General features: G+C 32.4%; 15 protein-coding genes. 12 read left to right on the top strand and 3 right to left on the bottom strand.

The window, feature by feature from the left end:
• Positions 1 to 87: 87 nt before the first annotated feature.
• Both BN1075_RS05350 and BN1075_RS05345 read left to right on the top strand, forming a co-directional pair.
• Positions 88 to 855, top strand: a complete 768-nt coding sequence (locus BN1075_RS05350) for an SDR family NAD(P)-dependent oxidoreductase (RefSeq protein ID WP_040192051.1) — start codon at positions 88 to 90, stop codon at positions 853 to 855.
• A 622-nt stretch (positions 856 to 1,477) separates the two neighbouring features.
• A complete protein-coding gene (locus tag BN1075_RS05345) occupies positions 1,478 to 1,888 on the top strand; it encodes a hypothetical protein (RefSeq protein ID WP_040192050.1) in 411 nt (136 codons plus the stop codon).
• A 155-nt stretch (positions 1,889 to 2,043) separates the two neighbouring features.
• Here BN1075_RS05345 and BN1075_RS05340 read toward each other — a convergent pair whose 3' ends face one another.
• From BN1075_RS05340 to BN1075_RS05330, 3 genes are all read right to left on the bottom strand, one after another.
• Entirely contained in the window at positions 2,044 to 2,766 is a 723-nt protein-coding gene (locus BN1075_RS05340) for an amino acid ABC transporter ATP-binding protein (protein ID WP_040192049.1), read from the bottom strand.
• Positions 2,753 to 3,433 (bottom strand): amino acid ABC transporter permease, encoded by a 681-nt coding sequence (locus tag BN1075_RS05335; protein ID WP_040192048.1) that lies wholly within the window; start codon positions 3,431 to 3,433, stop codon positions 2,753 to 2,755. Before BN1075_RS05335 ends, BN1075_RS05340 begins: the two co-directional genes overlap by 14 nt.
• 179 nt (positions 3,434 to 3,612) lie before the next feature.
• Positions 3,613 to 4,449: a transporter substrate-binding domain-containing protein gene (locus BN1075_RS05330; protein WP_040192047.1), complete on the bottom strand. Its 837-nt coding sequence runs from the start codon at positions 4,447 to 4,449 to the stop codon at positions 3,613 to 3,615.
• A gap of 424 nt (positions 4,450 to 4,873) precedes the next feature.
• Here BN1075_RS05330 and BN1075_RS05325 point away from each other — a divergent pair, with 424 nt between their 5' ends.
• From BN1075_RS05325 to BN1075_RS05280, 10 genes are all read left to right on the top strand, one after another.
• On the top strand, positions 4,874 to 5,161 hold the full coding sequence (locus tag BN1075_RS05325; protein ID WP_040192046.1) for a YhdT family protein: 288 nt from the start codon (positions 4,874 to 4,876) through the stop codon (positions 5,159 to 5,161).
• Positions 5,162 to 5,179: 18 nt separating this feature from the next.
• The gene (panF, locus tag BN1075_RS05320) at positions 5,180 to 6,667 is read left to right on the top strand and encodes a sodium/pantothenate symporter (RefSeq protein ID WP_040192045.1); all 1,488 of its coding nucleotides are present in this window, start codon (positions 5,180 to 5,182) and stop codon (positions 6,665 to 6,667) included.
• Between the two features lie 198 nt (positions 6,668 to 6,865).
• Complete coding sequence (locus tag BN1075_RS05315) at positions 6,866 to 8,077, top strand: exonuclease SbcCD subunit D (protein WP_040192044.1); 1,212 nt, start codon at positions 6,866 to 6,868, stop codon at positions 8,075 to 8,077.
• 1 nt (position 8,078) lies between these two features.
• Positions 8,079 to 11,573 (top strand): AAA family ATPase, encoded by a 3,495-nt coding sequence (locus tag BN1075_RS05310; RefSeq protein WP_040192043.1) that lies wholly within the window; start codon positions 8,079 to 8,081, stop codon positions 11,571 to 11,573.
• Positions 11,574 to 11,734: 161 nt separating this feature from the next.
• Positions 11,735 to 12,148, top strand: a complete 414-nt coding sequence (locus BN1075_RS05305) for a hypothetical protein (RefSeq protein WP_040192042.1) — start codon at positions 11,735 to 11,737, stop codon at positions 12,146 to 12,148.
• Between the two features lie 559 nt (positions 12,149 to 12,707).
• Positions 12,708 to 14,360, top strand: a complete 1,653-nt coding sequence (locus BN1075_RS05300; RefSeq protein WP_040192380.1) for a glutamine--tRNA ligase/YqeY domain fusion protein — start codon at positions 12,708 to 12,710, stop codon at positions 14,358 to 14,360.
• An 80-nt stretch (positions 14,361 to 14,440) separates the two neighbouring features.
• Positions 14,441 to 15,508: a DUF4474 domain-containing protein gene (locus tag BN1075_RS05295; protein WP_148315460.1), complete on the top strand. Its 1,068-nt coding sequence runs from the start codon at positions 14,441 to 14,443 to the stop codon at positions 15,506 to 15,508.
• 460 nt (positions 15,509 to 15,968) lie between these two features.
• A complete protein-coding gene (locus BN1075_RS05290; protein ID WP_040192041.1) occupies positions 15,969 to 17,279 on the top strand; it encodes a CapA family protein in 1,311 nt (436 codons plus the stop codon).
• A 384-nt stretch (positions 17,280 to 17,663) separates the two neighbouring features.
• Positions 17,664 to 19,289 carry an HIRAN domain-containing protein gene (locus BN1075_RS20600; protein ID WP_052406398.1) on the top strand — a complete coding sequence of 542 codons (1,626 nt, stop codon included), beginning with the start codon at positions 17,664 to 17,666 and terminating at the stop codon, positions 19,287 to 19,289.
• A gap of 49 nt (positions 19,290 to 19,338) precedes the next feature.
• Entirely contained in the window at positions 19,339 to 20,499 is a 1,161-nt protein-coding gene (locus BN1075_RS05280; protein ID WP_040192040.1) for a class I SAM-dependent methyltransferase, read from the top strand.
• Positions 20,500 to 20,605 lie beyond the last annotated feature (106 nt).

Genomic DNA, 20,605 nt, shown 5'->3' with positions numbered 1-20,605 from the left:
TTAAAAAGAGTGTTACAATATATACTATAAATAATATTTTATATCATAAGATAATAATTATTCTTAATATGTAAGGATGGTGTTTTTATGTACAATGATGAATTGAAAGGTAAGGCAGTTATCATTACCGGTGGTTCGAAGGGGATAGGTAATGGTGTTGCTAGAGCCTTTGCAAAAGAAGGGGCTAATATAGTTATAACTGGAAGGAATGTGACTGACTTAGAAAATGCAGCTAAAAAACTTGAAGAAGAGTTTAATGTTCAAGTATTAGGCATTCCAGCAGATGGTGGAAATGAAGAGGCTGTTAAAAGTGTTATAGCTAAAACAGTTGAAAAGTTCGGAAGAATAGATTGTTTAGTAAATAATGCTCAGGTTTCTAAATCTGGAACAAACTTAGTTGATCATAGTAAAGAAGATTTTGATATGGCAATTTATTCGGGGTTATATGCAACCTTTTTTTACATGAGAGAAGCATTCCCATACTTAAAGGAAACTAAAGGCAGTGTTATAAATTTTGCTTCAGGAGCTGGTTTGTTTGGGAAACTTGGCCAATCTTCGTATGCTGCAGCAAAGGAAGGAATACGTGGAATGTCACGTGTTGCGGCTGCAGAATGGGGTGGCTTTGGAATTAATGTTAATGTGATTTGTCCGTTAGCTATGACTCCAGGGTTAGAGAGATGGAAGGAAGAATATCCAGCTTTATATGAGAAAACAATAAATGATATTCCACTTCGTAGATTTGCAGATCCAGAAACAGATATTGGTGGAGTATGTGTATTCCTAGCTAGTAATGCAGCAAGCTATTTAACAGGAGAAACTATTACACTTCAAGGCGGAAGTGGATTAAGACCATAAAATATAAAAGTAATAAAAATATCAGCAAAATTATTATCTGCTGATATTTTTATTACTTATTTTTTATGTTTTTTAATAAAGATTCCACTTGCTACAGCCATTACGCAAAGGGTTAAGGGATGAAGGTTAGTCGGTTGGTGGAAGTGGCTTTTTATCAGCTTCTAGTTTAGCAATTAATTCTTATGCTTTTATTAATTTATTGAGGTTATTTACTAAAGTTTTTTGAGAAATTGTTAAGCCTTCATAGGCTTCTTTAGCTTTAGTTACTTTTTCTTTATCTTGAAGAGTTAAATTGTCGGGTATTTGTTTAAAAAGTTCTTAAACGTATTCTCTATCTATTTGATTCTGCACTTTTATATCACCTTCTTGTACTTCAAGCAGAAATATAGTTCCACTGATTTCATTTGAAATTAGTACTAGAGGACACTCTGTTTTGCTAATTTCAGTAGGAACGAATTCTATGGATTCTGAGCCAGAATACCCAATATTAAATAAGGTTAACCTTAAATGATATTTACTTGATTTTTTAAATATATATTAAAAGTATAGATATATAGGAAGAGTTATGTATAATATAATTAATAGCGATTATTAGGAAAATATTATTACAGGAGGGTTCGAGATGAAGCATGAATTAAAAATATATGAGTTAGGTAAATTATTAGAGAGGGTTACTGAAGCTTATAACACAAGTCTTTTAGCTAAAATTAATTTAAGTGGTGGATGGATGACACTTCAAGGGCAGGTAGAGGTTAAATCAATTCCAACAGATAAAGTAGTTTTAAAAGGAAATAACATCATAGGGTTAATAGTTAAGTCAACTGAAGGTGTGGGAACGGAATTAAAGATAACAGGTGCGAAGGATGGAAAATTTGAAGTTGCAATAGCACCAAAAAAGGTTATAGAAATACACACTGGAGGTTTAGGGCTTCAGGTTCAAAAAGAAAAGACTGATGAATGTACGATAAAGATTGATGACAGCATGATATTTACTGTAAAGGCTAGTGCAGCAGATGTAGAGGCCTTAGTTTAATTAAAAAATATGCAGAAGACATAAGTGAAGTAGAAAGTTTTGAAATAGAACTCTATATTAACTTAAATTAGTACATATGAATGAATCAAGACCTGACCCGTAATGTTTGCGGGTCAGGTCTTCTTCTTATTTTTATGATATTTTAATGGTTGATGCTATAAAACTTTAGATAGAAAATCTATAGTTCTTGGATTTTTAGGATTATTGAAGATTTCTTCAGGGGTTCCTTGTTCTACGATGTTTCCATCATCCATGAAGAGAATTCTATCTCCAACTTCCTTAGCAAAGCCCATTTCGTGAGTAACAACAACCATGGTCATTCCATCCTTAGCTAAGTCCTTCATAACATTTAGAACTTCACCAACCATTTCAGGGTCAAGAGCTGAAGTTGGCTCGTCAAATAGCATAACATCTGGTTCCATGGCGAGAGCTCTTGCGATAGCTATTCTTTGCTTTTGTCCACCGGAAAGAGAAGCAGGATATGCATCAGCTTTTTTAGTCAAACCAACCATTTTTAGAAGTGACATTGCTTTTTGTTTAGCATCTTCACTCTTTTCACCCTTAACTTTTATAGGTGCAATAGTGATATTCTCTATTACTGATTTATGTGGGAATAGATTAAACTGTTGGAAAACCATTCCCATTTTTTCTCTTAATTTATTTATATTAGTGTTTTTATCAGTTATATTGCTACCTTCAAAGACAATTTCACCACTAGTCGGCTCTTCAAGAAGGTTTAAGCAACGTAGGAAGGTTGATTTACCAGAACCAGAAGGACCGATAACAACAACAACTTCACCTTTTTTTATATGTTGATTTATTCCTTTTAAAACTTCATTATTTCCAAAGCTTTTGTTTAAATTATTAACGTAAATCACTTGCTTTAAATCTCCTTTCAACGTATGCCATAAGTCTTCCAAGAGTGAAGGTTAGTATAAAGTAACATACCGCAGCTACTATTAAAGGCTCGAAGTTTCTATAAGTTGCTCCAGTAACTAACTTTCCGGCATAGGTTATTTCTGCTACACCGATTGAAGATGCCATGGAAGATTCTTTTATTATAGTAACAAATTCATTACCTATAGCAGGTAAAATATTTTTAATGGCTTGAGGAAGAATGATATATTGCATTGCCTTGCTTTGAGTCATTCCTAGACTTCTGGCAGCTTCTAATTGACCCTTGGCCACTGCATCTATACCACTTCTTATGATTTCTGCAACATAGGCTCCGGAGTTTAGAGACAGAGCAATTACACAGGCAGTAATTGGAGAAAATTTAAAGCCAAAGGTGTTTAATCCGAAGTAAACTATGAATATTTGTAGTAATAAAGGCGTTCCTCTTACAAACTCAATATAAATAGAGGCAATAATTTTTGGTATTGGAATTCTTAAGACTCTTAACTTAGATCTTTTCATGAAACAAAGTATAGTTCCAAAGATAACTCCAAAAACAACAGCTAGTAGAGATACAAGCAAGGTAAACTTAATACCTTCTATAAAGACTGGATAATATTTTTCTAAAAATTTAAAACTTAAATTACTCATAGTTCCTCCTTGATGATAAATTTAAAAGTCCATTTTTAATGAAGCTCCTTCTCTTTTCATTCGAAGGAGTACTCTTACAGAGTAAGTTAAAATTACTAAATCAAAGATTTAGATTCGCATTTAAGCTCTACTTAATCAAATCATAGAGTTGATTAAGTAGAGGTTAGTACTTTTAAAAATTATTCTGCTGATACTTCATTTTTGCTTAGTTCTACAGCAGTTTTATAAAACTCACTTAATTTGCCTTCATCTAGTAATCTTTTTATTGATTTATTAACTTCTGCTAAAAGAGCTTCTTGTCCCTTTGGAACTGCAATTGCTGAACCACCACCAGCGTTATCAGCTATTTTTTCAGTGGCAACAGCTAAGTTATCATGGATTGAAGCTTGGATATCTGCAACAGGAAGTTCAACGATAACTGCATCAAGATTACCAGCAATCAGGTCTTGAATTAGAGTTGGGACTTCAGGAAGAAGCTTGACATCTGCATCTTTAACTCCTTGAGCAATACTTGCTTGGATTGAACCATTTTGAGCCCCTATTTTTTTACCTTCTAAGTCAGAGAGGCTTTTAATAGAGCTTGTATTATTTTTGTTGATTAAGATACCTTGCTCAGCATTGAAATATATATCTGAGAAGTCAACAATTTCTAATCTATCTGGTTCTGGAGATAAACCTGAAACTCCCAAGTCAACTACACCAGTTCTAACAGCATCACATATGGTGCTGAATTCCATTTCTTTAACTTCAACTTCAACTCCTAAATCTTTCGCAATTTCGTTCATCATATCGACATCCATACCAACCATTTTCTTTTTGCCATCTTCCATAATAAAGAATTCGTATGGAGCATAATCAACACTCATTCCAATAGTTATTTTACCTTTTTCTTTAATTGTTTCTAATAAGTCTTTGTTTCCATTGGCATCTTTATTATTTCCACATGCCATTAATGGCAATGCCATTGTACCTACAAGTGTAAATACTAATAATTTTTTTAATAATCCTTTTTTCATTGTTATTTCCCCCTTATATGTAAAAAAATAATATTCATTCCATGTGTATGATTATACAACTGATGTTAATAAATATGCAATAGTTTTTTATAAAAATTCTAAAACAATTTTTAAAACAATAAAATCTATGTTTGAATTGCTGTAATTTCAACGAATCAAAACGATTTTAAATAATATTTATGTATAAATATGAAGTGGTTATGCATGGATTTATGCATATATTCATTGCTGGCTGCATAGATATTTTGAGGAATATATAGTTTAATAAGGTAAGTTGAAGTTAAATATATTAAAAGAGTTGAAGAAAGTCAGCAGTAAATTATACTTAAATTATTGTTTACTTAAAGCTGAAATGTTAATATAACTTTGTCTAGAGTTATAATCTAGGGGGATTACAATAAAACTTAATAAGGAGGGTGAGAATATGAGGCTGACAGAGAAACAAAGAAATAAACAGATTCACAAGGAAGTAATTATTTCAGTTATTTTGTATCTGCTTTACTTTGTATGGTGGTATTTTACAGGTTTTGTAATGGGTGATAAAGATCCATCAACCTATACCTTTATAATGGGACTTCCAGTATGGTTTATTTTAAATAGTATCGTTGGACCAATATTGTTTATCACAGCAGTAATTTTTACAATTAAGTGTTTTTTTGTGGAAGTTGACTTAGAGGATTGTGAAGAAGAAATTACTAAAACGAAAGAGTAAAGTGGAAGGAGCACATTTATGGAGAGATTTTTAATTATACTACCAATAGTGCTGTACCTGGCACTGAACTTGTTTTTAGGAGTTTGGGTGAGCAAAAGTTCAGCTAAGCAAAATGCTAAAAATGGATTTATCAATAATTATTTTATAGGTGGAAGGTCTATGGGAGGCTTTGTTCTTGCCATGACATTGATTGCTACTTATACTAGTGCAAGTAGCTTTATAGGAGGTCCAGGAATTGCTTATTCTGTTGGATTAAGCTGGGTTATAGTTGCAGTAACTCAAGTACCAACGGCGTTTCTTACTCTAGGGATTTTAGGAAAAAAGTTGGCTATTATTTCAAGAAAGATTAATGCGATAACGGTAACTGATTATTTATCAAGAAGATATGAATCTTCAACAGTGGTAGTTCTATCATCAGTGGCATTAGTAGTATTTTTCATTGTAACCATGGTAGCTCAATTTATAGGTGGAGCAGTTCTGTTTCAGACTATAACAGGCTATTCATATATAACAGGACTAGTTTTATTTGGGACTATAGTTATTCTTTATACTACAATAGGGGGCTTTAAAGCCGTTGTCCTAACTGATACTCTTCAAGGAGTAATTATGGTAATTGGAACTGGACTTATCCTTTACTTTATAGTAAAGGCTGGAGGGGGAATGGATTCCGTTGCAGCCAGTTTAACACAGGTTAATCCAAACTGGGCAACACCGATGAATGGTGACCACTTTAGCAGAGGATACATATTATCCTTCTGGGTTCTTGTTGGAGTTGGTACCTTAGGACTTCCTCAAAATACAGTTAGAGCTATGGGCTTTAAGGATAGCAAATCCATGCACAATGCCATGATTTATGGAACTATAGTATTTTTTATATTAATGGTAGGAATGCTTTTGGCAGGAGTGTTTTCTGCAGTGGTGCTTCCAGCAGGAATTGCTAACTCAGATATAGTAATACCAACTTTAGTAGTTAGTATAATGCCGCCGGTATTGGCAGGATTATTCCTAGCAGCACCTTTAGCGGCTGTTATGTCAACAGTTTCATCTATGCTTATTTTATCTTCAGCAACAATAGTTAAAGATATATATATAACTTATATTGTTAAAGGTAAAGTGGAGGAAGGCGATAAAGATTTTGAAAAAAAGGTTTCAAGAATAAGCTTCGCATCAACAGCTATAATTGGAATTATAGTTTTTATCCTAGCTATTCAGCCACCGGAATTACTTACCTTTATAAATTTATTTGCTTTTGGAGGACTTGAAGCAGCATTCTTCTGTCCAGTAGTTTTCGGACTATATTGGAAGAAATCAAATGCTACGGGTGCAATTTCTTCAATGGTATTTGGTGTAGCATCATTTATAATAATGTATGTTACAAAGTTTGCACCATGGGGACTTCAGCCAATAGTACCTGCATTATTTGTATCAATAGTTGCTTTTGTTATAGGAAGCTATATAGGGAAGAAACCTACAGAGGAAACTTTGGAACTATTCTATGGTAAGTAAGAATTATTACAGGTAGTTAAAGCAATATGCTTTAACTACCTTTTTTATTATCTACAATGATAAATTACTAAGAAATATAGGTTATAATTATAGTATATTTTAATTTGCAAGGTGAAAATTAGAAACTTCTTTTTATAAGATTAAAGGGAGTAAGTAGAATATAGAATTAATAATTTTATTTAAGGGGGATGAGGCATTATGAGAATTCTACATACAGGAGACTGGCATTTAGGAAAAAACTTAGAGGGCCAGAGTAGGATGGATGAGCAGGAGGAGTTCTTAAAGGATTTTGTAAATATAGTAGAAAAAAATAAGGTTGATATGGTAATTATCGCTGGGGATGTGTATGACACAAGTAATCCACCAGCGAGGGCAGAGAAGATGTTCTATGATACCTTAAAGAGATTATCTAAAGAAGGAGAGAGATTAACTCTTGTAATTGCGGGAAATCACGATAATCCCGAGAGGCTTGTGGCAGCAGGGCCTCTTGCCATGGAGCATGGAATTATTATGGTAGGAACACCAAAGACTGTGGTGCAGCCAGGTGAGTATGGGAAGCATAGAGTTATTCAATCTGGAGAGGGCTTTATAGAAGTTGAAATCAATGGAGAAAAAGCTGTTGTTTTAACAGTTCCATATCCTAGTGAGAAAAGATTAAATGAGGTTCTTTATAATGATATGGATAGTGATGAAGACAGACTGAAGTCTTATAGTGAAAGGATTCATCAGTTGTTTTCTAATTTAGCAGAAAACTATAGAGAGGACACTATAAATTTAGTGGTATCTCATCTATTTGCCATGGGAAGTGAGGAAAGTGGTTCAGAGAGAAGTATTCAGCTTGGGGGAAGCTATATTGTAAATGGAAGCTGTTTCCCAGAGAAGGCGCAGTATGTAGCGTTAGGTCATGTCCATAAACCACAGGTTGTGCCAGGTACAAATAAAAAAGCTAGATATTCAGGTGCGCCACTTCATTACAATAAGAAAGAAATCAGTTTTGCTAATAAGTGCTTTTTAGTTGAAGTAAGAGCTGGCGAAGAAGCAAATATAAATGAAGTTGAATTTAAGGTATATAAGCCGATAGAAATTTGGAAATGCGAAAGTATAGAGGATGCCATTGAAAGATGTGAGATTAATAAAGACAGAGAATGCTGGGTTTATTTAGAGGTTTCCACTGACAGATATATAACGGAAGAGGAAATAAAGAAAATGAAAACTGCAAAGAAGGATATCCTTGAAATTCTTCCAAAGCTTAAGGGGGTAGAGGAAGAGGATGAGGCTGCAACAAGTCTTGTAGATAAGCCCTTCCATGAGATTTTTAAGGAGTTTTATAAAAAAGAAAGAGGCGTTGAGGCTCAAGATGAGGTGGTAGAGTTACTTATGTCTATTCTTTCAGAAGAGGGGGATAACTAGGATGAAGCCGATTGAATTAAAAATAAAAGGTTTAAACAGTTTTAATGAAGAACAGATCATAGATTTTGAAAAGCTTACGGAGTGTGGGTTATTTGGGATTTTTGGACCAACTGGCAGTGGAAAATCAACAGTTCTTGATGGGATTACTTTAGCCCTTTATGGAGATATAGCGAGAAAAAGCAGTAATTATATAAATACAAACTGTAACTCTTTAGCTTTAAGCTTTAAGTTTCAAATTTCGGGAGCTCATCCCAAGATTTATGTAGTGGAGCGTTCCTTTAAGAGAGATAAGAAAAGTGGAAATCCACAATCAGATAAATGTAAGCTTATGGAGGTTACTAGTGGTGAGCCAGTGGTGCTGGCAGATAAGGTGAAAGAAGTTACTAACAATTGCCGAGAAATTATCGGTTTAAGTCTTGAGGATTTTACTAGAACAGTAGTACTTCCTCAAGGTAAGTTCAGTGAGTTTTTAAAGCTTGAGGGTAAGGCACGAAGAGAAATGCTTGAAAGGTTATTTAGTCTTCAGTGTTATGGGGATGAGCTTGCTCGAAAGCTTGGAAGTAGGATAAGTAAAGAGAAAACAGAGCATAGTGTGCTTTTAGGCGAGATTAAAGGCTTTGAAGATATTAGTGAAGAAGGATTAAAATTAAAGCAGGATGAGCTTAAGGAAGTAAAAGAAATTTTGAAGGTTGAAAATAAAGAGTTTGAAACTATAGAAAAAAACTTCAGGGAAGCACAGGAACTTTGGAATTTAGTAGAGGAGCTTTCGGTTCATAAGAAAGTGGAAGCTGACCTTAAAGATAAAACAGAAGAAATAAATGGTTATAAAGAAAAGGTTAATTTAGGCGAAGCTGCTGTAAAGGTTTTTCCATATGTTGAGGCTTATGAGAGTACGGAGAAAAATATTAAGGTTTCAAATATAGAAAAAGAAAAGCTTCAGGAAGTAAGTGAAAGCTTAAGGATTAAACTTCAAGAAGTTCAAAATAAGTGGAATTTATGGAGGGAAAAAAAGGATGTTCAGATTCCAAGGCTAAGGGTTCAGGAAGAAAAAATAAAAGATGCCTTAGAGGAGGAAAGGTCCCTAAACATTTTAAAAAGTGAAATAAAAAGTTTACTAGAAGTTATAGGAAACCTTGAAAAAGAAGATGTGAATGCGACAAATGCAATAAAAAAGGCTGAAGAGAGAATGGAAAAAGGCACAGAGCTTATAAGTAATACTGAAATTCAAGTGGAAAACTTAAAGGTGGAAGGTACATTTAAGGCTAAGGTTCAACAAGGTATTATATTAAAGGGTAAGAGTGCTGACTTGAATGAATTAATTAACGAAGCTAAGGCAAAGCGCTTAGAGATAGAAGCAGCAGTAAATGAGAGTAAGTTGAAGTTAGGTAATCAACAGGTGAACTTTGAGGAAAGGTCAAAGGCTTTAATAGAAGTAGAAAGAAAGTTAAAGGAGCTTTCGAATAATGTTCCAGGTAAAAATGAAGATCTAGTAGCTATTCAGAAGCTGTTAATGGAAGTTAAGGATAAGTGGACTAGATATGAAGCAGCTAAGAAGATTCTTGAAGCTGATAAGGTTTCTATAACTAAATTTGAAGAGTTACTTAACAGTAACGCTACAGAAAAATCTGATTTGGAAGGATTCATCCTTAAGCTTAAGAGCTCACTTTCAAAACTTCAGGTAGAAAATATAGCCCATACCTTAAGAGAAGCTTTGAAGGAGGGAGGAGTATGCCCCGTTTGTGGTTCAAAGGATCACCATCTAGAGGACATTGAAATTGTAGAAGTTGCTGATGTTAAGGACTTAGAAAGTGAATTAGTTTTAAAGGAGTCAAAGTTAAAAGCTTTAGACGTGGATATAGCCCGTGGAGAAGCAAACCTTAAAACTTTAAAGGAGAGAGTTGAAGAGAAGAGTAAGGAAATCGAGGGTTTAGGAGAAGATTTTAAAAAGTATAAGCCAGAGGAACTTGAAACTCAATTTGATATCTTAAGTAAGGCTATAGCTGACTTTGATAGTAAAAAAGAAGACTTAGAAAAGGAAGTAAAGAAGCTATCAGAGGAAAAGTTAGTTTTAGAAGGTCAGATAAATACAACAAAGTCTATAATTCTCCAAAATGAAAAGCATGTAGAAGAATTAAAAAATACTATAAACAAAAATGTTAAAAATCTTGAACTTATTGAAAGTGATATTAAGGTTATTAAGGGTGAAATAAAGGTTGAAGATTTTAAGGCAGCCAGTGATGAAATAGAAAAAAAGGAAAAGAAGCGTGAAAACCTTGAAAATAAATTAAAGGGATATAGAGAATTATTAGAAACAATTATTAAAGAGAAAGAACAAGCAAATAGTAATCTTACTAAAGTCAGAGAAGCTTTAGTTAAGGAAAGGTCTACACTTTCAGCTAAGGAGAAAAATAAAGAAGAAAAGGAAGCTACTATTAAAGCTAAGGTTGGGCAGTCAGCAGATTTACAGGAGCTTTTAAATGATGTATTAAGTAGCATAAAATCCATTGAAGAAGGCTTTAGTAAAAGTGATAAGGAGAAAATCGCGTTAGAGGAAGAATTCAAAAAGTGCAATGAAGCTTTAATAGAGGCTATAAGTAAATTGACGGATTTAGAGAAAAGATTAAGTGAAGAGAAGGCTGCTTTAAGTAAAGTCCTTCAAGAGGAAGGCTTTGAAACTCCACAGCAGGTTAATGAGAACTTGATTTCTAAGGCGAATCTTCAGAAATTAAAGGAGTTAATTGAAAATCATAATAATGCTATTGCTAAGGTAACTGGAGCTATTGAGAGTATTTTAAAGAAAATTGCAGGCAGAGATATTGAAGAAGAAGTCTGGATCAATATTCAGCAGGAGAAAGCTGTGAAGGAAGCTAGACTTAAGGAAATTAATGAAGGGAGAATCAGGCTAGAAGAAGAAGTTAGTTTAATTTCAAAGAAAATAGAGCATCTTAAGGAGCTTATGGAGAAAAGGACTAAGCTGGAGCATAAGTTGAGCCTTCTTTCAGATTTAGAGAAGTTATTTAAGGGAAAGAAATTTGTTGAATTTGTGGCAGCTGAAAGGTTAAAGTATGTTTCTATTGAAGCCTCAAAGAGACTTAAGGAAATAAGCAGTGGTAATTATGGATTAGAAGCAGATGAAAATGGCAAGTTCATAATTCGTGATTATAAAAACGGAGGAGCAGAAAGAGATGCATCAACCCTTTCCGGAGGAGAAACCTTCTTAACATCATTGGCTCTTGCCTTAGCGTTATCTGCAGAAATTCAGCTTAAGGGAACAGCTCCACTTGAGTTATTCTTCCTTGATGAAGGCTTTGGAACCCTTGATGACAATCTGCTTGAAGTAGTTATGTCTTCTTTAGAAAGAATTCATAACGATAAGCTTAAGGTTGGAATCATAAGCCACGTGGAATCTATTAAAAACAGAGTTCCTGTGAAGCTTATGCTATCTCCAGCAGAAGCAGGAAAAGGTGGAAGTAAGGTTAGAATTGAAAGAAGCTAATAGGAGCATGAAAAATATACAAGATATTTTAATGAACTAAATAATTAGCTCTATTTTCAAATTAAATTTTTATAAACCTTGATAGTAATATTGGTAATGTTATAATAGATACATTACCGTTGAAACATATGGTTAAATAAAAGATAAAGTGGGAAAACTTAATGAGAAATGAAAGATTAGAAAAACAGATAAATAGACTGGACAATGATATTGATGCTATGGGAATAGCAAAGAAATACTTATCAAATGTAGAAGAAATCAATGAAGTGATTAAAGAATTAAATGAGAAGAGAATACTTCTTGCTAATGAATTATACTTTGAGGATCATTCTTCTTATGCTCAATGCTGTATAGAAATAAGCAAGTTTTTAGACAAAGAGATTGGTAAGGAGGAGCAGGCTGAATTGTTAGAGACAATCAAAGATATTTTTGGAAGAAAATCACCTAACGTCAGCAAGAAAAGCCATGGTCTTAATGCATGGCTTAAGGAGCTTGACATAGAGTATCATTGGGTAGAAAAAGAAAATGCTGATTGGGCAGGACTAGTAATCACAGGTTTCGGTTTACACGAATAGAATAAGTATTAGAAAAGCTTAAGCCATATATTGACTTAGCAAATGTAGTTAAGTACAATATATGTAAATAGAAATTTGTCTTATTAAATTAAGAGAGAAAAATTAAAATGGCTATGATGGAAGAAGTAAATATCTATTTTCTTATACAGAGAGCTCCGATAGCTGAGATGGAGCAAAGAAGTATTTATTGAAACAAGGTCCTGAGCTTCATACGGATCCGCAAGGTGATGCTATGACGTTTGTTCACGTTACAGAACTAGAGTATAAGCACTAGGTATAGTGCCGTACTTGATGAGGTTAATATGGCAACATATTAATATATTTAGGTGGCAACGCGAGATATAACTCCCGCCCTAAAGACTTTAAAGGTCTTTGGGGTGGGAGTTTTTAAGTTTTATTCCAAAAGTGATGCTCCAAATCTATGATTTGGTAAGCGAAACTTTCACTATGTGCTCTATGATTTGCTAAGTAAAACTTACTCCACCGAAGGACCCTGAGGCGGAGTTTCATATTGAGTAGAGGAGAAAAGAAGTTAATAAAAATAAAGGAGATATGTGAAATGTGTAATGAAAAAGAAGTATTAAATTTTGTTGACAGAATAGTTGGGGAAGATGTGGAGAAGGGATATACAAGGGAGATTCATACTCGTTTTCCACCAGAGCCAAATGGTTATCTTCATCTAGGTAGTGCTTATGCTATTAATATAAGTTATGGGATTGCGACAAAGTATAAGGGGAAATTTAATTTGAGATTTGACGATACAAACCCTGGGAAAGAAGACCACGAATTTGTTGAGGCCATTATGGAAGATATGAAGTGGATGGGTTTTGATTATGAGGATAGACTTTTTTACGGTTCGGATTATAATGAAAGAATTTATGAATATGCTATTCATTTAATTAAAAAGGGAAAGGCTTTTGTTTGTAATTTAAGTGCAGAGGAATTAAGGGAATATAGAGGGACTTTAAAAGCACCAGGTAAAAATAGTCCTTATAGAGAAAGAAGTGTAGAGGAAAATCTAGAACTTTTTGAAAAGATGAAGAGGGGAGAATTTAAAGAGGGAGAAGCTGTCTTAAGAGCAAAAATTGATATGAGCAGTCCTAATATGAATATGCGTGATCCTGTAATTTATAGAATTTCCTATATTCCGCATTATAGGACGGGAAATGAATGGTGTATTTATCCTATGTATGATTATGCTCATCCAATTCAAGATTATATTGAAGGAATTTCTCATTCTTTATGTTCTAATGAATTTAAAGACCATAGATCGCTTTATGAGTGGGTTTTAAATGAGTTAGATTTAGAACTTCCAAAGCCAAGGCAAATTGAATTTGGGAGAATGAATTTAAGCGGAGTTGTTACTAGTAAGAGGTATTTAAAAATGCTGGTTGCAAGCAATGAGGTTGACGGATGGGATGATCCAAGACTTCCTACTATTAAAGGTATGAGAAGAAGGGGATACACAAGAGAAGCCCTACTAGACTTTCTTAGAGAAATAGGTGTGGCAAGGGCGGATACATTAGTTGATGCGGCAATGCTTGAGAATTCTGTAAGAAAGAATTTAAAGGCAAAGGTTCCATCAGTAATGGCAGTTCTTGATCCAATAAAGGTAGTAATTACTAATCTAGCTGAGGAAGATTTAGAGTATCTAACAGTAGAGAATAATCCTGAAAATGAGGAAATGGGTAGTAGAGAGATTCCTTTTACCAGGGAGCTTTATATTGAGAGAGAAGACTTTGAGGAAAATCCGCCTAAGAAATATAACCGTTTAACCCTTGGAGGAGAAGTAAGACTTAAGGGGGCTTATTTTATAAAATGCAATGAGATTATAAAAGATGAAAAGGGCGATGTGGTTGAGTTAAGATGCACCTATGATCCAGAAACTAAGAGTGGAAGTGGATTTACAGGAAGAAAAGTTAAGGGAACAATTCATTGGGTAAGCGCTAAGTATGGTGTGCCTTGTGAAGTGAGGCTTTATGAAAATCTATTTAATGAGTCTCCATCAGGCGATGATTTATTTAAGTTTATTAATCCTAATTCTCTTGAAGTAAAATCAGGGGCTGTCATTGAGCCAGAAGCTTTAAGACTTGATGAAGAGGGCAGATATCAATTTATTAGACATGGTTTCTTCTTTAAGGATGAAAAGATATCGAAGGAGAAGTTAGTATTCAACAGAACTGTGGCCTTAAAAAGTTCCTATAAAAAATAGTAATAGGAATTAAGGGGGATTAACACTAAATTTCCGAATGAATATTATGATAATAAAATAATATTTCTAGGAGGAGGTTTATGTTTCAGCTATTTAGCAATATTTTTAATGATTTGACTATTGCTGGCAGCAGGGGAATGATTGCTGCTGTAAATAATATAGATTGTTCTAAAGGTTTAGATGGAAATTTAATTAGTATAGTTATTCTAATTATTTTAGTAGTGATTGCATTAGTTGTATCTGTATTTGTTTATAAAGAAAATGTCGTAAGTATTAATGAGACAGAAACAGATTCAGAAGATGGTACCATCAGAGAGAGAGAGTCAGATAGCACTGGAGATAAGAATTTTGATAAAATAGTTAAAGATGCAGGATATGGATATGATTTAAATCAGGATATATTTTATTCAAGAATAAATTCATGGCAGAGAAAATACGGATATTGTACCCTTTATGATGAAGCAGCAGCACCATTAGGAATGATTATTGATTGTGAGCCTATTTATTTTGAACATGAAGGAAAAAAGTGGCTCATTGAATTCTGGAAGGGTCAATATGATTTAACTTCAGGTGGAGAAATTGGAGTATATAAAGAGAAGGAATCCAATATTGAAATTCAAGGTGTATTTTTGGGAGATTTTTATGAAGCTGTTAGCAATGAACAGCTTCTAGATATGTCATATGAATTAAAGAGTGAAGATAAAGTTATATTTACAAGGGCTGAAAAACATTGGTGGTTAACAGGCTTTAAGCTAGGAGATTTTTTTAATCCTTCAGATTTAGTTATGAATTTGACTATTAAGTTTAATAACGAGGATATGCAAAATGCTTTTATAAATGGATTAAAGAAAGTAGGTTATTTAGAAGAAGAAATAATAATAAATAATGACAGTGTATCAGTATGTTTTGATAAACCACATTCAAGACAGCCTTATACTAGGGGGGGAACTACAGATAAGATAATCCAAAAGAAGAATAAGTTTTTATGTGATGAGTACCAAGAGATTACTAAACCATATACAAATTTTAAAGATAAGCTAGCTGCTCTTAAGAGTATGTCACCAGAGTTATATAATGAGATTATGAATATAGGTAAAACTAAAGCCTTATTTGAAGAGTACAATAGTATTAAGAGATATTTAAAATAGATTTATTTGATGTAAATGTGGAATCAATGAAATAGGTTGATTTGAAGAAAAAATGGAATTAAAAGTAGGTATAATTAAAATTAGATAAAACAAATGAAATACTAGTAGATTTAAATCTACTAGTATTTTAAATTTTTAATAGAATTTTATTTCTAGATATGAAAAGTCTAATGTTTTTTACAAAATTGGGAAATAATACGAATAAGGTGAGGATAAAAGGGCAGAGTTTATAATATCAGATCTTCATTAAATGGTGAGTATGGCAGCACCGAAATCTATTATAAGATGACGAGGGTAGCTTTAAAATTATAATTAAGTTTTATGAGTATCCTTGTAAGGATAAATAAAACAGTTGCAATGAAATTGTACAGGGTATAAAATTGAGAATAGTAACATCGTAAAATAAATATAGAAATAAATATACCAATAAGTATATATAAAATAAAACGAGGGGGAAGCTATGAAAAGAAAAACAGCAAAAAAAGTTAGAAAAATAACGTCTATGGTTGTGATGATTAGTATTATAATTTTTACAGGATACTTTGCAGCAAAATTCGTTAATTCTAAAGAAGCAGCTAAAGATAATTTAGATAAAGATAAAGTTGTAGAAAATAAAGGTAACAATTCAAATAACAATAACTCAAATTCAGATAATAATAAAGTAGATGAAACTAACAAAATAAAGATTTCATCTTTAGGGAATATTATTTTTCATGACAAACAGCTTAAGTCAGCAGAAACCAATGCAGGATATGACTTTGCTGAGAGTTTTAAGTATGTGAAGGATATATTAAAGGATTCAGATTTAAGTGTGGCTGTATTAGAAACAACCCTTCAAGGAAATGGAAATTATTCAGGTTTCCCACTATTTAATAGTCCAGATGAAGTGTTAACTGCATTAAAAGATAGTGGAATCAATATGCTCAACCTTGGAACAAATCATATTTGGGATGGTGGGATTGATGCACTTAAAAGAACTGTTAAAGTGACAAGGGAACAGGGGTTAGGTGTTTCTGGAGTTAGAGAAAGCACTAATGAACCTAAGTATGAGATTATAGATATCAATGGACAAAAGATAGGTATGATTTCTTATGTATTTGAAACTGGAGTTGTGGGTGGAAGCTCAACAATTAATAGTATTCCAATTTCAGAGTCAAGTAAAGCGCTTTTAAATACCTTTAGATATGATAAATTAGATGAATTTTATAGTGATTTACAAGGAAATTTAAATGCAATGAAAAGTGAAGGTGCAGATTTTACTATGGTAGCTATGCACTGGGGGGAAGAATACGATAATGAACCAAGTGATCATCAGGTAGAAATAGCAAAACAATTAAATGAAATGGGCATTGATATTGTACTTGGAAATCATCCACACGTAATTCAACCATATGAAATAATGACTAATTCACAAGGTGAAAAGACTTTTGTAATTTATGCTCAAGGAAATAATCTATCGAATCAATGCTTTGAAGAATTAAATGATTCAATAAATGAAGCTGGAAGAACAGAAGATGGATATATGGTTAATTTTGAACTAGCCGTAGATGATACTGGTTTAAGCATAAAGGAGTATGAAGTTATTCCACTTTGGATGTACAGAGAGCAAAGAGCTGATGGACTTTATACCCATAGAATGATTCCGCTTGGGAAGGCTGCAGGAGATGATGTGGTTATACCAGCTTCTTCAGGGGAAAGCAGTGCGGTAGCTTCATTAAGAAGAACAGAAGAGGTACTTGGAAAAGATAAAATAGGAACCTTTGAATTTTAATAAGGCGATTAGGGAGCTTACGATAAGTAGGCTCTTTTTTGTGTGATTCTCAAGGAGTTCTAAACCTTGAATGTTAAGGGGAGAAGATGAATATAGATATACAAACTTTAAGTGATACTCCAAATCTTTGATTTAGTAAGTGGAATTTTCACAGAGTGCATCTTTGTTTTGGATAATATGAAGTTAAGTGAGAGTATAAATCTTTGATTTAGTCACTTGAACTTAGAGCGCTTCTTCAAATGAATATGAGAAGGAGTTTCATTAATAAAGGGAGGGTGAAATTATTGCAGAGAAGGATAGGTAGGAAAAAGAGTATATTTGAAAAAATTAAAGCATTAAAGTATACAGATAGTAAGAGTGGTATGAAAGAAATTAATTATATTTATGGATAAGATAAATATTTTAGTTAAGGAAGAGGAAATTGATAAAAGTTGGATTAAGGCATTGACTAAAGAATACGTATTTAAAAGCAACAGTAAAGATGAAGTTAAACTTGGATTGATTTTAGCGGAAAAATACTTGGAGGAAGATGAAGTAATAACGGCAGTAGAGGTATTTACTAGAAGTGGGGAATTTATATACTATTTAACAAAGGCAATAAAGAATATGCAAAAGTGCAATAGCTATATGTTTAAATTATTAAAAGAAACAAAAGGAACACTTAAAATTTTTGCTTTAACCAATATAGAGATTTTAAGTGAGGAGATTAATACTTATATATTTGAAGAAGGATATAAGAACAAGATATACGAAGAGATACTAGTTGAGTATGTTTTGATATCAGGGAATATTAAGGCTTATTTAACTGAAATTGAAGATAATAAGAATAAAATCAACAAGTTTTCTTACTTGATTTATAAACATTTGAATAATTATAAACTTAAGGATTCTGAAATTAAATATGAATTGATATATCAATACTTGCCATTAGCTTTAAAGGGAAGTAGTTTTTTAGCTTTGGTATGCATAACATCAATATGGAGACAGTTAGTTGATTTAAAGGATATTGATGAAGTTAGGGAAGAACTTTATAAAGAAATTAATAATATAAATAAGAAAAAATGGACTAAGATATTTTTTAAGGAGCTTCAACGGAGTAAGTATAAATTGAAGGATATGATTACTATAGCTGAATATTATGGACTAAGTCTTTCCTTTCAAGATTTAAAGATATTTTTTGAAAAAAAGCCTATGGAGCTTGATGGATATTTATATTTAACGTTGATGGGCAGTAAGAAGGATAAACTCGAGGTTTTTAATTTTTTTCAAGAAAGAGTTCAGATGGCAGGATTATTAAATGGGCCAGAAAATATTAACACTAATAATTTAAATGGTAGTGATAGTGAGTATATAATTTTATCTTTGCTTATTAATGGGTTAAGAGATATTTATCCAGAGGGGAAGGATTTAGCAATTAAATGTCTTAATGGTGTTGTTAATGATATTAGAGGGGAAGCAATCAAAACCTTAAAAAAATATAAAAAGCAGTTAACTACTGAAGAAAAAGAAATTATAAAAAGAGCTGCTGATAATGAGCCCAATTTTGAAGTAAGAAAAAAGTTTAAGATGTTATGTGAAGAGCTTGAAGAAGGAAAAACTGAATATATAAACACAAAAGGGATGCAAGTGACGAGGCATATTAAAGATGTGTATTTATTGACTTCTTCTGTGGCAAGAAGCAGATATAGGAATAGAGAGTATGTGCAAAGAGAAATAAAGTTAAGTAAGATGTTTAATCTAGTACTTGAAGCTGATAATACCTTTGATAAAAATTCAATCAAGATAGCGGGAGAAAGTGGATTTGTAATTGGATATATTCCCAGAAAAGATAATTTTATTTTAAGCAATTTATTAAGAGGAGGACGATATCTTTATTGTGTAGTAAAAGAGTATAACTTAGATGAAAATTATATTATCATTAACATTTATTTTAGTTATAAGAATATTGTTAAGGAAGCAGAGACTTTAATTCAAATGATGACCAGTGATGGTGGAGACTTTGAAAATTAATTGAATTAGTGATATTATTGTAGAAAATAAGAAGATAAGGGGTGTTGATATGGAAGAATTATATAAGGCAATTGAAGATATAGCAAGCAGTAATATCATTAAACTGGTTATTAGTAATAAGATGAATAAAGAAATTAAATACAATAAAGTGAATATACAATTAAAGGTGCAAGGTAATAAAGAGTTCTATCAGATAGAAAAGTATACAGATAAACAAGTGTTTCATGAGAATATTTCTTTAGATGAATTGAAAGAGAAGCTTATGGAATTAGTGGAAGGCAATTATAAACAACTTACAGCTTGGTCAAAAGATGCAGTATTAGATTTGAAAATATCTAAAAAAGGTAAGATTCATTTAAGTAAGAAGAAAAGTGATAATAAGGTTACGGTTTCTTCGCATAACAAAGAGAAAAATTACATTTTAAAGGAAGGCATGGATATTCAACCCTTAGTTGATTTGGGAGTATTTACAAAGGACGGAAAGATTGTTAACTCAAAATATGATAAATATAAACAGATAAATAGATTTATTGAAATAATTGATGATCAGATAAAGAAAAACAATTATGAAGAGCTGACTATATTAGATTTTGGATGTGGAAAATCTTATTTAACCTTTGTTTTATATTTTTATTTTGTGGAAATAAAGAATATTAAAGTTAAGATGATTGGCTTAGATTTAAAAGAGGATGTAATAAAAAAGTGCAATGATATTGCTAAGAGATATAATTATGAAAACCTACATTTTGAATTAGGAGATATTAACGGGTTCAAGTATAACAATAAGGTTGATATGGTAATTACATTACATGCCTGTGATACAGCAACAGATTATGCTTTATATAATGCTGTTAAGTGGAATGCTAAGATGATTTTTTCAGTGCCGTGCTGTCAACATGAGTTTAACAGTCAAATGAATACTGAAGATCTTTCCATATTAACAAGGTATGGGATAATACAGGAGAGAGTAGCTGCTTTAATGACAGATGCTGTGAGAGGAAATTTATTAGAAGCAGCTGGATACAAAACTCAATTATTAGAGTTTATAGATATTGCACACTCACCTAAGAATATACTTATTAGAGCTTCTAAGGGGAGTACTTCTGAAGAAAAAAGAAAAAAAGCTATAGTAGAAGTTAATAATCTAATAAAAGAATTTAATGTTAAACCAACACTATTTAATTTATTAAAGGAAGATTCCTTAATATAATATATTGTGAGCCCTTGAATATTCAAGGGCTTATCCATTATAAGTTTAATAATTTAAGTATATAGCCAACAAGTATTTAAGATGATATAATATACGGAAATAATAA

Source organism: Clostridium culturomicium (assembly GCF_000821305.1).
Classification (GTDB): domain Bacteria; phylum Bacillota; class Clostridia; order Clostridiales; family Clostridiaceae; genus Clostridium_J; species Clostridium_J culturomicium.
The sequence above is the reverse complement of the archived record's forward strand: the minus strand, read 5'-3'. Positions and strand labels throughout refer to the sequence as shown.